13 protein-coding genes are annotated in these 13,530 nt (G+C 66.9%); 3 read left to right on the top strand and 10 right to left on the bottom strand.

Annotated elements, in window-relative coordinates; genetic code table 11:
- Positions 1-293: 293 nt before the first annotated feature.
- The 10 genes from HNO81_RS18585 to HNO81_RS18540 all read right to left on the bottom strand — a co-directional run bounded on the left by HNO81_RS18585 (position 294) and on the right by HNO81_RS18540 (position 10,439).
- Positions 294-1,535, bottom strand: a complete 1,242-nt coding sequence (locus HNO81_RS18585) for an MFS transporter (RefSeq protein ID WP_175319577.1) — start codon at positions 1,533-1,535, stop codon at positions 294-296.
- 177 nt (positions 1,536-1,712) lie between these two features.
- A complete protein-coding gene (locus HNO81_RS18580; RefSeq protein ID WP_175319576.1) occupies positions 1,713-1,901 on the bottom strand; it encodes a hypothetical protein in 189 nt (62 codons plus the stop codon).
- Between the two features lie 13 nt (positions 1,902-1,914).
- Positions 1,915-3,168 carry an AGE family epimerase/isomerase gene (locus HNO81_RS18575; protein ID WP_175319575.1) on the bottom strand — a complete coding sequence of 418 codons (1,254 nt, stop codon included), beginning with the start codon at positions 3,166-3,168 and terminating at the stop codon, positions 1,915-1,917.
- A gap of 43 nt (positions 3,169-3,211) precedes the next feature.
- Positions 3,212-3,955, bottom strand: a complete 744-nt coding sequence (locus tag HNO81_RS18570) for a sulfite exporter TauE/SafE family protein (protein WP_175319574.1) — start codon at positions 3,953-3,955, stop codon at positions 3,212-3,214.
- The gene (locus HNO81_RS18565) at positions 3,956-5,395 is read right to left on the bottom strand and encodes an NAD-dependent succinate-semialdehyde dehydrogenase (protein ID WP_175319573.1); all 1,440 of its coding nucleotides are present in this window, start codon (positions 5,393-5,395) and stop codon (positions 3,956-3,958) included.
- Between the two features lie 64 nt (positions 5,396-5,459).
- On the bottom strand, positions 5,460-6,275 hold the full coding sequence (locus HNO81_RS18560) for a carbohydrate ABC transporter permease (RefSeq protein ID WP_175319572.1): 816 nt from the start codon (positions 6,273-6,275) through the stop codon (positions 5,460-5,462).
- A gap of 4 nt (positions 6,276-6,279) precedes the next feature.
- Entirely contained in the window at positions 6,280-7,236 is a 957-nt protein-coding gene (locus HNO81_RS18555) for a carbohydrate ABC transporter permease (RefSeq protein ID WP_175319571.1), read from the bottom strand.
- The gene (locus HNO81_RS18550; protein WP_175319570.1) at positions 7,233-8,522 is read right to left on the bottom strand and encodes an extracellular solute-binding protein; all 1,290 of its coding nucleotides are present in this window, start codon (positions 8,520-8,522) and stop codon (positions 7,233-7,235) included. Before HNO81_RS18550 ends, HNO81_RS18555 begins: the two co-directional genes overlap by 4 nt.
- 105 nt (positions 8,523-8,627) lie before the next feature.
- Positions 8,628-9,512, bottom strand: a complete 885-nt coding sequence (locus tag HNO81_RS18545; RefSeq protein WP_175319569.1) for an aldolase — start codon at positions 9,510-9,512, stop codon at positions 8,628-8,630.
- A 12-nt stretch (positions 9,513-9,524) separates the two neighbouring features.
- On the bottom strand, positions 9,525-10,439 hold the full coding sequence (locus HNO81_RS18540; protein ID WP_175319568.1) for a PfkB family carbohydrate kinase: 915 nt from the start codon (positions 10,437-10,439) through the stop codon (positions 9,525-9,527).
- 139 nt (positions 10,440-10,578) lie between these two features.
- Here HNO81_RS18540 and HNO81_RS18535 point away from each other — a divergent pair, with 139 nt between their 5' ends.
- From HNO81_RS18535 to HNO81_RS18525, 3 genes are all read left to right on the top strand, one after another.
- Positions 10,579-11,721, top strand: a complete 1,143-nt coding sequence (locus tag HNO81_RS18535) for a Gfo/Idh/MocA family protein (RefSeq protein WP_175319567.1) — start codon at positions 10,579-10,581, stop codon at positions 11,719-11,721.
- A 70-nt stretch (positions 11,722-11,791) separates the two neighbouring features.
- Positions 11,792-12,574: a DeoR/GlpR family DNA-binding transcription regulator gene (locus HNO81_RS18530; RefSeq protein WP_175319566.1), complete on the top strand. Its 783-nt coding sequence runs from the start codon at positions 11,792-11,794 to the stop codon at positions 12,572-12,574.
- The gene (locus HNO81_RS18525) at positions 12,571-13,500 is read left to right on the top strand and encodes a 2-hydroxyacid dehydrogenase (protein WP_175319565.1); all 930 of its coding nucleotides are present in this window, start codon (positions 12,571-12,573) and stop codon (positions 13,498-13,500) included. The genes HNO81_RS18530 and HNO81_RS18525 overlap by 4 nt, the downstream gene beginning before the upstream one ends.
- Positions 13,501-13,530: the final 30 nt, after the last annotated feature.

Here is a 13,530-nt window from a genome sequence, read left to right as displayed (position 1 = left end):
GGCCTTGGGTGTCAGGTCGGCGTTGGCATGGGTAACGTAGGACACGAGGGCCTCCCGGCGTCGATATGAGTGTGGTAACCCAAATCGATACCGGAGGCCCTCGCCCTCTACATCACGCCACGCTGTTCACAACGTCCGTAGGAATTACAGCTAGGGCGGCCAGGTTGCGCCGGGGCGGCAGCCAGCTGGAGCGGAGGTTAACGGCAGGTTCTTTCCCTGGCCCCGCATCGATTGCTCCGTACCGGTCGTTTTGAGGGCCCAAAACGGCACTTACGGAGCAATCGATGCAGGGATCACACGGGGTTCTTGACCTTGTCGGTGACCGGCCGGGGTTCCAGCCAGATCCGTTCCCGCGGCCCGGGAGGATACGCGTACCTCTTCCCGGCGAGCGTGATGACGAACGCGGCAACCACGGGAATTGCTGCTGCGGCCGGGACCAGCAGCGGCCCACCCACCACCAGGGCCGCCGAGCCGTAGAGTGCGCCGATGGTGATGCCCAGCTGGATGGTCAGTACCGTCAGCCCATTCGCGGCCTCGCTGTACTCCCCGCCGGCCCGGAGGATCGCGGACTGGTTGTAGATGCCGATGGCGCCCAGGCCCGCGCCCCAGACGGTCATGAGGACCAGGGCTACGGCCAGGTTCCCCACTGCGAGGGGCAGGAAAGCCATCGATGCGGCGATGGCCGCCGTCGTGATGAGCAGCGAACGGCGGGGGCGCGAATCCACGGTGAGTCCCGCAATCCAAATGCCCAGCAGGCCTGATCCGCCCAGCACGGTGAGGGAGAGGCTGGTGGCGTAGTCAGGCAGGTCGGCTTCGCGGATGAAGGGTGCAATATAGGTGAACAGGGCGAAGTGCGCCAGGACCAGCAACGGCCAGGCAACCGCGACGGACTTCACGCCGGGTTGGCCGATCGCCTTGCGGAGCGAGGGCCGGGCTGCGTTGGAAATGCGCTGGACGCGGGGCAGCAGCCAGAACGCAAGGACCGTCAGGACCACACCGAACCCGGCGAGCACCAGGAACGCGGCACGCCAGCCAAGGAACCCGCCCAGGGCCGTGCCCACCGGTGCGCCGATGGCCAGGCCCAGGCTGTTGCCGCTGAACACGATGGCCAGGGCTTTGCCCACTTTGTCGGCGGGCACTACCCGCGAAACGAATGGCGCCATGGTGGTCCAGAGCAGCCCGTGTGCCAGGCCGCCCACCAGCCGCGCCACCATCGCCGACGTGAAGTCCGGCGCCAGGCCCACCAGGGCGTTGCTGAGCGCGAAGGTCAGGACCAGCCCTACCAGCAGGGCATGCCGCGGGATCTTCCCCAGCAGCCGTGCCGCCGGGACCACCGTGACCACAATGACGGCGGAGTAGGCAGCGGCAAGGTATCCGGCCACGGGTTCGGATACGTCCAGGCCCGTGCTGATTTGCGGCAGCAGCCCGGACGGGAGGAGTTCGGTGGTGATGGCGGTGAAGGCGATGGTAGCCAGGACCACCATGGCGGCATAGGGAAAACGGGCAGGTTCCGGCGCTGGGATCGCGGAAGACATGGGGGAGTGGTCCATTCAAGGGAAGGGGGATGGAACGCGGCTCGGCTCGCCTGCAATTCCTCCCTTAAATCTACCGGACCGAAGGACGTGTCACAGACGTGACACGTCCTTCGATTCCCCCTGCGGGGCCGTTCTCCCGATGCCGCCGGCCGCGCCTTGCGGCCGGTGTGAAGTGGGCTACCGTCCGCCGAAATCAGTGTCGGTGTAGGAACCCTGGCGGCGGGTCCCGGCCGGGCAGGTGCACATGCCCTGAACGTCGATGCGCACGGACGCCGGGGCGCCTGCCTGGAGGTCCAGATGCAGTGGCTGGGTGTCCCTGGCCGTCACGGTCAGGACGGATTCTTGTGGGGAGGGGATAACAGGCATGGTGCTGTCCTTTCTATGCCGGGGTTCCGTTGATGCGTGCGTCGAGCAGCCCGGCTGCGACCGCCGGGGCGAGTCCGGGGGCCAGCGGGAGGCGGGGAACCACCAGGCAGTGCCACAGGTGGTAGATGTCGGCCTTGCCAGACCAGACGGTGGAGGTGACGTTGCCGTTCTCGTCGAGTTCCTGCTTCCAGGATCCGTGCTCGTAGTCGATGAACCAGTCGCGGGCGTGGTCCCAGATCCGCTCGTACCAGTCCGCGTACTTCTTCTCGCCGGTGGCGATGTACAGGGCCGCTGCACCGCCGATGGCCTCGGCGGGTACCCACCGGATGCGGGTGGTGACCACCGGCTTGCCCTCCCAGTCCACCGTGTACACAAATCCGGGATGGCCGTCCGGTTCCCACGCATCGCGGATGGCGGCGTCGAACAGTCCCCGGGCGTCCTCGAGCAGCCAGCCCGGAACGTCCATGCCCCTGGCCTCAAGCCCGGCCCGGACGTGGAGGAGCAGGCGGGCCCATTCAACCCAGTGGCCGGGAGTACCTCCGTAGGCGCGGAACTGGCTGGCCCTGTCGTCGGTGTTGTACTCGGGCATCGGGGTCCACTCCGGATCGAAGTGCTCGAAGACCCGGTAATTGTTGTTCCGCGCGAAGTTGTGGATGAGCACCTCGGCGATGTGCAGGGCCCGTTCCAGCCACCGGTTCTCGCCGGTGACGTCGGCCACGATGAGGTAGGCCTCCACCGAGTGCATGCTCGCGTTCCCGCCGCGGTAGGCCTCGGTCTCGGTGAAGTCCCGGTTCCACGAGTCGAAGCACATGTTGGCCTGGTGGTCCCAGAACTTGGTGTCGGCGATCCGGAGTGCCTCGTCCAGCAGTTCCCGGGCACCCGGGCGCCCCGCGGCAACGGCGCTGGCGGCGGCGAGGAGCACGAACGAGTGCTGGTAGCCGGACTTGGTGTCGTTCACCGGGCCGTCGTCGTCCACCTCGGCAAACCAGCCGCCGAACTCGTCGTCGTGCAGGGCGCCGTTGAGTGCAGCGATGCCGTGGTCCACCATGGTGGCCGCTCCGGGACGCCCCATCAGGGCGGCCACAGCAAAGCTGTGGGTCATCCGCGCGGTGATCCACAGGTGGGTGGGCTTCCCGGCAAACACCTTGCCGTAGTTGTCCAGCCAGCCGAATCCCGTGGGAACCCTGGAAGCTTCGGCGAAGCGGATCAGCCGGTCGGTTTCCGCCTCGAGCCATCGTGCGTGGGCGGGGCTGTCGAGCCACGTCATGTCATGTCCTCTTTCTGGTAGGGGTGCAGGTGAAAATGTCGGGTCAGCCGACGGCGTCGGAGACGCCGCGGATGATGGTGGCGGCCGCTCCAAGGTAGGCCAGGATGATCAGGAGGAGCTGTGCTGCGCGGGCAGGGACGTGTTTGGCGGCCAGGTCGCCGAGGACCAGCCCTGCCAGGCAGGCACCGGCGACGGCAAGCCACATGGCCGCCGGCAGCACAGGAAACGACGCGGGCGCAGTGATCGCCTTGGAGATCAGCGAGAACGTGCCGATGGTGAAGAAGTACGGCTGCATGGTGGCTGCGAAGGACTTGTGCTGCCACCGGGTGGCGATCGAGTACATGCTGACGGCAGGCCCGCCCACACCCGCCGCCGTGTTCATGAATCCGCTAAGGCCGCCGGCGGTGAAGAGGTACCGGCGCCGCTCCGGCAACGTGGCGGATTTCAGGACCAGCAGGACGGTCAGCCCGACGGCGAGGATCACCCCGATGGAGATCTCCAGCACGGGTGCCGGAATGAGCCGGATCAGGATGGCCGCGGGGATGATGCCCAGCAGCGCCGAGGCCGCCAGCAGAAGGTACCGCTTCCAGTCGATGTCCTTGACCACGCGGAAGATAATGGCCCCCGCCGTCACGGCCCCGCAGACGTTCACCAGCACCACGCCTTCCACCGGGCCCAGGAGCAGGACCAGGAAGGGCGCGGCCACCAGCGCGAAGCCCATGCCGGTGACGCGCTGCATCCCGGCCCCCATGACGACGGCGCCCAGCACCAGCCCGGTGGTCAGCACTTACGGCCTCCAGGCCACGTACTGGACCTCCTCGAATTCTTCGAGGCCCAGGCTTGATCCTTCCCGGCCCAGGCCGGACTGCTTGGCGCCGCCCATCGGGGCGAAGGCGACGGAGGGCAAGGGATCGTTGACGCCCACAATCCCGGCCTCGAGCTGCTCGGGGATGTCCCAGCCGCGCCTGGGGCTGCTGCTCCAGACGTAGGCTGCCAGGCCCATTTCGGTGGCGTTGGCCTTGCGGACCGCTTCTTCCTCTGAGGAGAAGGTGACGACGCCGGCTGCCGGGCCAAAGACTTCCTCGGTCACCAGCAGTGCGTCGTCCGGGACGTCCGTGAGCAGAGTGGGTGCCAGGAAGGACCCTTCCGAGGGGACCGACGTCCGTTCGGTGACACGGCGGGCGCCGCGCTCCAGGGCGTCGTCGACGAGCGCCTGTACCGCCGCCATCCTGTCCGCGTCGATGACGGGACCGAGGTCCGGGACCGGTGCACCGCCGTCGGGAACTCCGTGGCCGATGCTCATGGCGTCAAAGCGGTCCGCGAGCTTCCGTGCGAACTCCTCCGCGATGCTGTCCTGGACCAGGAAGCGGTTGGCCGCCACGCAGGACTGGCCGGTGTTGCGCAGCCGGCCCAGGACGGCGCCGTCGACGGCGGCGTCAAGGTCGGCATCCTCAAAGACGATGAAAGGCGCGTTGCCGCCCAGCTCCAGCAGGGGCCGGACCACGCGCTCCGAGGCCGATGCCATGATCTGCCGTCCCACGCCGGTGGAACCGGTGAAGCTGACGGCGCGGACCGCCGGGTGGGACATCAGGGCGGCGGTCACTTCCCGGGACGGCCCATGGACCAGGTTGACCACACCGGCGGGGAAGCCTGCGTCATGCAGGACCTCGAACAGCCCGGTGGCGGCCAAGGGAGCCTTCTCCGACACCCGGCCCACCACGGTGCAGCCGGCCGCCAGCATGGCTGCGAGCTTCCGCGCCTGGATGGAGACGGGGAAGTTCCAGGGCGTCAGGCTCAGGGCCACGCCGATGGGTTTGCGGCTGCTCAGGTGCCGGCGGCCGTGCAGCTCAGGCGGGCTGACGGTGCCGGTGGCCCGGCGTGCCTCCTCGGCAAACCAGCGGAAGTACTCCACCGAGAAGTCCACCTCGCCCTGCGCTTCGGGAAGCCGCTTGCCCGCTTCCAGTGCCAGGGTGTGCGCGAGTTCGTCCCGACGTTCGGCCAGGAGGTCGGCGGCGCCGCGCAGCAGGTCTGCCCGTTGCCGGACAGTGGTGCGGGACCAGGAACCGAAGGCCTCCGCGGCGGCGTCGGCGGCGGCAGTGGCGTCGCTGGCGGAGCCCCAGGCAACCTCGCCCACGGTGCTGCCGTTACCCGGATCCGTGACGTCCTTGGCGGTTCCGCCGGAATGCCACGTGCCGTTCACCAGGTGCCGGGCTGATTTGAGGTTCACTTGTCTTGCCTTTCGTTGGCTGGAAATTGTCTGGCCGCCGCAAAGCCGCCCGCCGCCGTCGTCCTCATCCCTTGCTGGCGCCGGCGGTGATGCCGGCCACGAAGTAGCGCTGCAGGAAGACGTAGGCCACCACCACGGGCAGCGAAGCCAGAATGACGCCGGCGAACAGCAGCGGGTAGTTGGTCTGGAATTCGCCCTGGAAGCTGAGCAGTGCCAGCGGCAGGGTCCGGTTTCCGGGGGACTGGATGAACAGCAGCGGATACAGCAGTTCGTTCCAGTGGATGACGAACAGGAAGATGGCGGCCGCAGCGATGGACGGTGCGGAGAGCGGCAGGGCGATGGAGGAGTAGGTCTTCCACGGCCCGCTGCCATCGATGGAGGAGGCTTCGTAGAGTTCCTTGGGCAGGGTCCGCATGAACCCGCCCAGGATGAACACGGCGATGGGCAGGGTGGACACCACGTTGGCCAGGATGAGGCCGGCCAGGCTGTCCAGCAGGCCAAGCCGGCCGAACAGCACGTACAGCGGGACCATGTTGGCCTGCGCCGGGATGGCCATGCCCAGCACCAAAAAGCCGAAGATGGCCCAGGACATGAAGCCCTTCAGCCGTGAGACGGCGTAGCCGGCCAGGCTGGCAAGGAACAGGGTGAGAGGTACGGAGATGCCGGTGACAATCGCGCTGTTGATGAAGGAATTACCCAGGTTTTGGCCGCCCACCACCTCGGCGAAGTTGTCAGGGGAGAGGGAGTGCGGGAGGCTGAACGGCCCGGCGAAAAGTTCCTGCGTGGACTTGAAACTGCCGAAGGCCACCACTGTCAGGGGAATGATGATGATGACCGCATAGATGGCCAGGATGGCGCGGCGGCTTAGCGAGGCGAGCATGCTGCTATTCCCCCTTCGGGGTCAGCCGGAGCAGGCGGCGCTGCAGCCACGTGACCAGGGCGATCATCGCCATGAAGATGATCGACTGGGCGGCGGCGTAGCCGAACTCCGAGTTGGCAAAGGTGCTGTAAATACGGGTGGACAGGATGTCCAGGGAGCTCTTGGGTGGGTTGCCCGCGATGCCCAGGATCAGGTCGAACGCCTTGAAGGACTGCACGGTGGTGTAGGCCACCACGATCGACGTGGCGGGTGCCACGAACGGCCAGGTGATGGACTTGAACTGCTGCCACTTGTTGGCACCGTCCATCTCCGCCGCTTCGTAGAGTTCCTTGGGGATGGCCTGCAGGCCGGCAATGTAGACCACCATCATCTGGCCCGAGTGGAACCACACCTGGGTGATGGCCACCCAGTACAGGGCCTGGGCGTCGTTACCGAGGTAGGCGCCCCCGTCCACTCCCACCGTGCGAAGGACGGAGTTCGCCAGGCCGAAGTTGGGGTCGTAGATGAACTTCCAGATGAAGGCCACCGACACCGAGGACAGGATGGTGGGGAAGAAAAACAGGGCCCGGAGCAGGATGCTGCCCCGGGAGTTCTTGGTGAGGAGCAGCGCCAGCACCAGCGAGAAAGCGGTCTGGGCAATCACCACCAGCAGCACGAACTTCAGGTTGTTGGTCAGGGCGTTGGTGAACAGCGAGTCCTTCGTGAACGCGCGGATGAAGTTGTCCAGGCCCACGTAGTTGAATGCCGCCGAGAAGCCGTTCCAGTCCGTGATGGCGTACTGGAATGCCTGCAGCGTGGGCATCACCAGGAAGAAGGCAATGACGGCGACGGCGGGCAGCGGGAAGAGATACAGGGCCGGATTCACCCGGGTGGGCGAACGGCGGCGCACCTTGGCGGTGCCGGCGGCGGCTTGGTTCTCCGGCGCCTTGCGCTTGGCAGCGGTTCCGGGATGGATGCTCATAACCGTTCATCAACAATCTTCTGGGCGGCAGCGGCTGCCTGCTCCGGGCTGGTGCCGGAAATGACGGCCGTGGCGCTGGCCTCCACCGCGTTGCGCACGTCAAGGTTGTTGAACTGGAAACGGGCGGCGAGCGCGGTCTTCTTCTGCAGCCAGGGGCTCAGCCGCTTCAGGTCCGGGTTGGTGTACTCCACCTTGTCCACGGAAACGTGCTGGGCGGTCTGGTTGGCGTAGTAGCCGGCGTTCTCGGGTTCGGAGAGGAAATCGATCCAGGCTGCCGCGGCAGCCTGGTTCTTGCTGGCCGAATTGACGCCCAGGATGAAGGTGGCGTTGTAGGCGCCCTCATACTTGCCCTTGCCGTCGGAGGTGGTGTTGGGGAACACCAGGTCGATGGGGAACTTGGCGCCCAGCCCGCGGACCGCGGCGATGTGGTACGAACCCGTGGCCAGCATGGCGGCCTTGCCCTGGGAGAAGAGGTTCTGTGCCGGCTCCACAGCGGTGCCGGTGGCGTTGGGCTGCACGAAGGGGGCCAGGTCCTTGTACTGGTTCAGCATCTTCAGGAACCAGTCATCGGTGCACTTGAGCTTGCCCTGCTCGATCTGGGCGCACATGTCATCCACCGGGGCGTTGTTGGCAATCATGCAGTTGAACAGCTGGCCGCCGTTTCCAACGTCGCCGCCCGGCCAGGAGATGGGGATGACCCCGGAGGAGGCGAGCTTTTCACACATCGCCAGGAACGCGTCCCAGTTCTTGGGTGCGATCTCCGCGCCGGCCTTGTCGAAGAGGTCCACGTTGGCCATGGGCATGGGGAACACCACCTGGTACGGCAGGCCCAGCTGGTGGTCACCGCTCTGGCCGGCGGACAGCAGGCCCTTCTGGTAGTTCCCCACGGCCTTGCTGTCCTTGAGGTCGGTATAAATCCCGGCCTCACTGAAGTTCTTGAACTGCGCGCCGCGGAAGGTGGCGAAGGCGTCCCCGATGGAACCGCCGCGCAGCTTCTGCAGTGCCTGGGCGTTGTAGTCGTTGGAGGTGGAGATGTCCTGGGCCACCTCCACGCCGTCATGCTTTGCGGCGAAACGCTTGATGAGCTCGTCGAACACGGCCTTGTCCTCGCCGCGCCAGTGGGCGAAGGACACCTTGCCGGTCACTGCGCCGGTGGACGGCGCCGCCGGGCCGGAGGCGCCGGCCGGCGCAGTGGAACCGCCAGGGCCTGCGCACGCCGCCGCCGTGGCGCCGAAGCCCAGGGCTCCGAGAATGGCCATAGCCTGCCTGCGTGAAATCTGACTCACAATAATCTCCTCGTTGAGTGTTGCTGTGCCTTGTTTGCTGTGCCTTGTGTTGTTACTGCGGAAGCGGGTTGCCCCGTGGAGGGCGCGGTGGCGCCGACGCTGGGCCTATGCGTGGGCCCGTTGTGCCGAGACGACGTCGTCAACCACGGCGCAGAGGCGCTGCAGCCGGCGGACGGCGTCGGTGGACAGGGATTCGACGACGTCGGGGGTGCCGATGCAGGAGGCCCAGACGGCGCGTCCGGAGAGGAAGCCGCTGGCGCCTTCCAGGCACGCCCACCGGACGGCGTCGGGGAAGACGTCCTCGGGCACGCCGCTGGAGAGGACCACCCAGGGGCCGTCGATGGCCTTGGTCAGTTCGGCGCAGGCTGCGCGGACCTCTTCTTCGCTTGCCTGTCCCTTGAAGGGAACCTCGGCCTTGTAGAGGTCTGCCCCCAGGCTGCCCAGTTCCTTGGCTGATGCCAGGATCCCGGCGTTCCAGTCGAAGTCACCGCCGGCCAGCGGCTTGCGCGAGACGGGTTCGATGATGCTGATCAGTCCCGCGGACCGGCAGCTGTCCACGAATTCGCGGACCATGGCCACCCGGCCCTCTGCCGGCTCGTCCGGGCGGTAGAGCACCAGTAACTTGAGGGCCTTGACGCCCAGGGCCTTGTATTTGTGCGGGTCCACCAGGCGGTCGATTGTCACCTCGCCCACCAGCTCGCCGTGGGCCGGTTCAAAGTGGTCTGCGGAGGCGATGAGTCCGCAGCTGGGGTCCACGACGCCGGCCTCGATGGCCTGGTCCAGCGCGAACTGGCGGTCGATGAGGATCCCGGACGCGTAGGGGGTCAGGATGCGGGCGGCCTCAAGCTTGAAAGCGCGCAGGTCGTCGTCCGTGACCGGCTGGTCCGTGTGCTCGGCGAACATGTTGCGCATGGCTTCGCGCTGGTCGACGGCAAGCATCGCGAAGGCGCCGGACGGGCGCTGCAGGGGGGAAAGATCGGTGTGGCTCATGGGCTGCTTCTTTCAGCTGGTCAGGTTGGAAACTGGGACAGGGGTGATGCTCTGGTGCGGGATGGCGGAGCGGCCGTCCAGTCCGCCGCACGAGGCGGAGGCGGTGCGGCCGGCGAACACGGCCGCGTCCACCAGCGGAAGGCCGGCTGCGACGGCGGCGAGCAGGGCTCCGTGGTACACGTCGCCGGCGCCGAGGGTTGAGACGATTGTGGCGGGGGTGGCCGGGACATGGACGGGCTCGCCGCCGCGTTCGGCCACCCAGGCGCCTTCGGAGCCGGCGGTGGCGACGACGGCGGTGGCGCCGTCGTCGAGCGCCTTGCCCAGGAGGGCCTCGGGGGAGAGGCCCGCGCCGTACTCCGCCTGGAGCCTTTCGATGGTGGGTACGTAGAGTGCGACGCCGCGGGGGGTGAAGGACGGGATCGGATTGCCTGCGTCGACGCTGATGTTCAAGTCCCCGGAGGTGGTGCCGGCCGCCGAGGCGACGGCGTTCCAGCCCAGGTGGTCCACGTGGACCCAGGCCGCCGAGTGCAGCAGTTCGGTGAAGCGGCTGCCTGCGGGAAAGCTGACGGCAGGAACCGGACGGGTGACGATGGCCCGGCTTTCGGTGGCCTTGCTCACCACGATCACGCTGGCTCCGGTTTTGACGCCGGCGTCCCTGATTACGGCCGAGGTATCCACGCCTTCGGCCTGGAGGCCGCTGATGATGCGGTCTCCTTCCTCATCGGTTCCCAGGACCCCGGCGAAGGCCGTGGTTGCCCCTGCCCGGGCCGCGGCAACAGCCGCGGTGGCAGCGGGGCCGCCGCCCGCCGTCGTGAAGTCCACGGCGACGGTCCGGCTGTCTTCGGCCGGGAAGTCCTGGACCAGGGCAATGGAGTCCAGGGTGGCGCAGCCTACGAAGAGCAGGGTTCCAGTTGACGGTTGGGGCACGTTCCACCTCGTTGTAGTTCCGGCTGGTATTGAAGAAATATACACACGCTATGTTGGAAAAACAACACTTTCTGTATAGTTGTGTTTGGGATGCAACGCCGCGGTCCCGCCCCCTCAACGTAGAGAAACGGAGCAGCTCATGTCATTGCCTACTGCGGAATCACTCCGGACCATCCGGTACGGCCTCATTGGAGCCGGTCACATGGCCCGCGAACACGTCCGGAACCTTGCACTCATTCCGGGGAGCCTCATCACCGCAGTCTCGGACCCCACGCCTTCCTCCCTGGAAGAAACCGTGAAAGAGATCGGCTATGAGGTGCAGACGTTTGGCAACCACCAGGAGCTCCTGGCCTCGGGCCTGGTGGACGCCCTTGTCATCGCCAGCCCCAATGACACGCACCTGGGCATCCTGAAGGACATCTTCGCCGGCGGCGCCAACATCCCCGTGCTGGTCGAAAAGCCCGTATGCACCAGTGCGGCGCAGGCAGACGAGCTGGAGGTCCTGCCCGCCGGCTATGGCGCGCCCGTCTGGGTGGCCATGGAGTACCGGTACATGCCGCCGGTGCAGGAGATCATCCAGGCAGCCCACGGCGGCAAGCTGGGAAACATCCACATGCTCTCCATCGTGGAGCACCGTTTTCCGTTCCTGCACAAGGTGGACGCGTGGAACCGCTTCGCCGAACGCACGGGCGGCACGCTGGTGGAAAAGTGCTGCCACTTCTTCGACCTGATGCGGCTGATCCTGCAGGACGAGCCTGTCCGCGTCTACGCCAGCGGCGGCCACGACGTGAACCACATGGACGAGGTGTATGACGGCCGGGTGTCCGACATGGTTGACAACGCCTACGTGATCGTGGACTTCAAGGGCGGCCGCCGGGCCATGCTGGAACTGTCCATGTTCGCCGAGGGCTCCAAGTTCCAGGAGCGGATCTCCATCGTGGGTGATGCCGCAAAGATTGAAACCTTGATCCCGGTGGCCGCCAACCACTGGATCCCCGGCGATGAGGCCGAGGCCACCGTGGAGTTCAGCCCGCGGTCCCCGCTGGGCCCGGAAAAGCATGAGGTTCCGGTGGACGAGGCAGTCCTCGCAGCCGGTGCCCACCACGGCTCCACCTATTACGAACACCTCGGCTTCCGCAAGGCCATCCTGGGCGAGGGGCCCGTCGAAGTGACCGTTGCCGACGGCCTCCAGTCGGTCCGGATGGGGCTCGCGGCGGAACGTTCCATTACGGAAGGGCGGCCCGTGGAGCTTGCTCCTGCCGTTTCCGGGGTACGTTCATAGAAGAGTTTTGTTGGAAGTCCAACATCCCGCCAGGCTCCTGCCCGGCGCTTTGGGGAGGGAAGAGCAGCTAATGAGCACCACACATGAAGAGGCGCCGCTGACGCCCCGACAGCGCACCATCCTGGACGAACTGGGCCGGCGGGGTTTCATCTCCACCAACGACCTGGCGGAGACATTCGCGGTGTCCGACATGACCGTGCGGCGCGACACCCGGGTCCTGTCCAAGCGTGGACTGGCCCGGGTGGTGCACGGTGGGGTCAGTGCCGTGGACGGGCATGGCCAGAACGCTGACTTCGCCGCCCGGGTGAGGGAGGACGCGGACGCCAAGCTGCGGGTGGCCCGGGCGTGCGTATCGATGATCGGCGAGCGGGATGCCATCATCCTGGACGCCGGCACCACCACCTACCAGATCGCCCAGGAACTGCCCACGTCCTTTACGGGCACCATCATCACGCACTCCGCTCCCGCCATCCAGCGCTGCCTCCAGCTGACGGCTGCCCGCACCATCTGCCTGGGCGGGGAGCTGCTGCTGGACAGCCAGGCCTTCAACGGCCCCATGACGGTCACCGCGGCGGCCGGCCTGCGCGCCAAGACGGCATTCATCGGTGTGACCGGTATCCACGACGAAGCGTTCTACATCGAACGGGACGTGGAACGCGCCACTAAGATCGCCCTTATGGATTCAGCGGAACAAGTGGTGGTGGTGGCCACCCACCAAAAGATGCTCCGGTACGCGCTGGCACGGTTGGCGGCGTTCGACGCGGTGGACATTCTGGTGACGGACGCCCCGCCGCCGCGGGAAATCGAGAAGGCCCTGGCCGCCGCCAACGTGAAGCTGATGGTCGCCGCGTGACGGCCCGGCTGCGCGTTTGCCTGCCCGCCCAAAACCTGCTGGACGCACTGGCGCCCATTGACGGCGTCGAGTTTGTCCTGTGGGACCTCACCGGGCCCCCACCGGAGGGCCGCCTGGACCTGCTGGTGCCCGGCTACATGGGCAGTCCGTCGGCGCTGGCCGCCTTGGAAGGCGTTGACGTCGGCCTGGTGCAGAGCCAGTCCATCGGGTACGACGGCGTCGCCGCAGTGTTGCCCGGCGGCGTCACTTTCGCCAATGCAGCCGGAGTCCATGAAACATCGACGGCGGAGCTCGCCGTGGGCATGATGGTGGCCTCCCAGCGCGGTATTCCGGACTTCGTCCGGAACCAGGAGACCGGAACCTGGGACAACAGCCAGCGGCCAAGCCTCGCTGACCGGCGTGTTCTGCTGGTGGGCTATGGGGGAGTGGGCAAGGCCATCGAGGCCAGGCTCCTGCCGTTCGAAGCCGAGGTCACCCGGATGGCCAGCCGTGCCCGCGAGGACCACCGCGGAACCATTTACGGAATCGACTCGCTCTACGAGCAGCTGCCGCTGCACGAGATTGTGGTGGTCAGTGTTCCGCTGGGCGAGCAGACCCGGCAGCTGGTGGATGCAAAGTTCCTGGCCGCGATGCCCGACGACGCGCTTTTGGTCAATGTGGCCCGCGGGCCGGTGGCGGACACCGATGCCCTTTTGGCAGAGACCGCACGCGGCCGGCTCCGGGCCGCCCTGGATGTTACGGACCCGGAGCCCCTGCCGGCCGGCCACCCGCTGTGGACCACTCCGGGGGTGCTCATCACCCCGCACGTGGGCGGCGCCAGCTCTGCCATGTTTCCCCGGATGGTCCGGCTGCTCAGGAAGCAGATTGGGCTGCTGCTTGAGGGCAAAGACCCGGTGAACGTGGTCCTCCTTAACCACACCCCTTAACCAGGCCGCTCCCGGCCCCTATGCTGGGGC

The organism is Pseudarthrobacter sp. C4D7 (assembly GCF_013359725.1).
Lineage (GTDB): Bacteria > Actinomycetota > Actinomycetes > Actinomycetales > Micrococcaceae > Arthrobacter.
The sequence above is the reverse complement of the archived record's forward strand: the minus strand, read 5'-3'. Positions and strand labels throughout refer to the sequence as shown.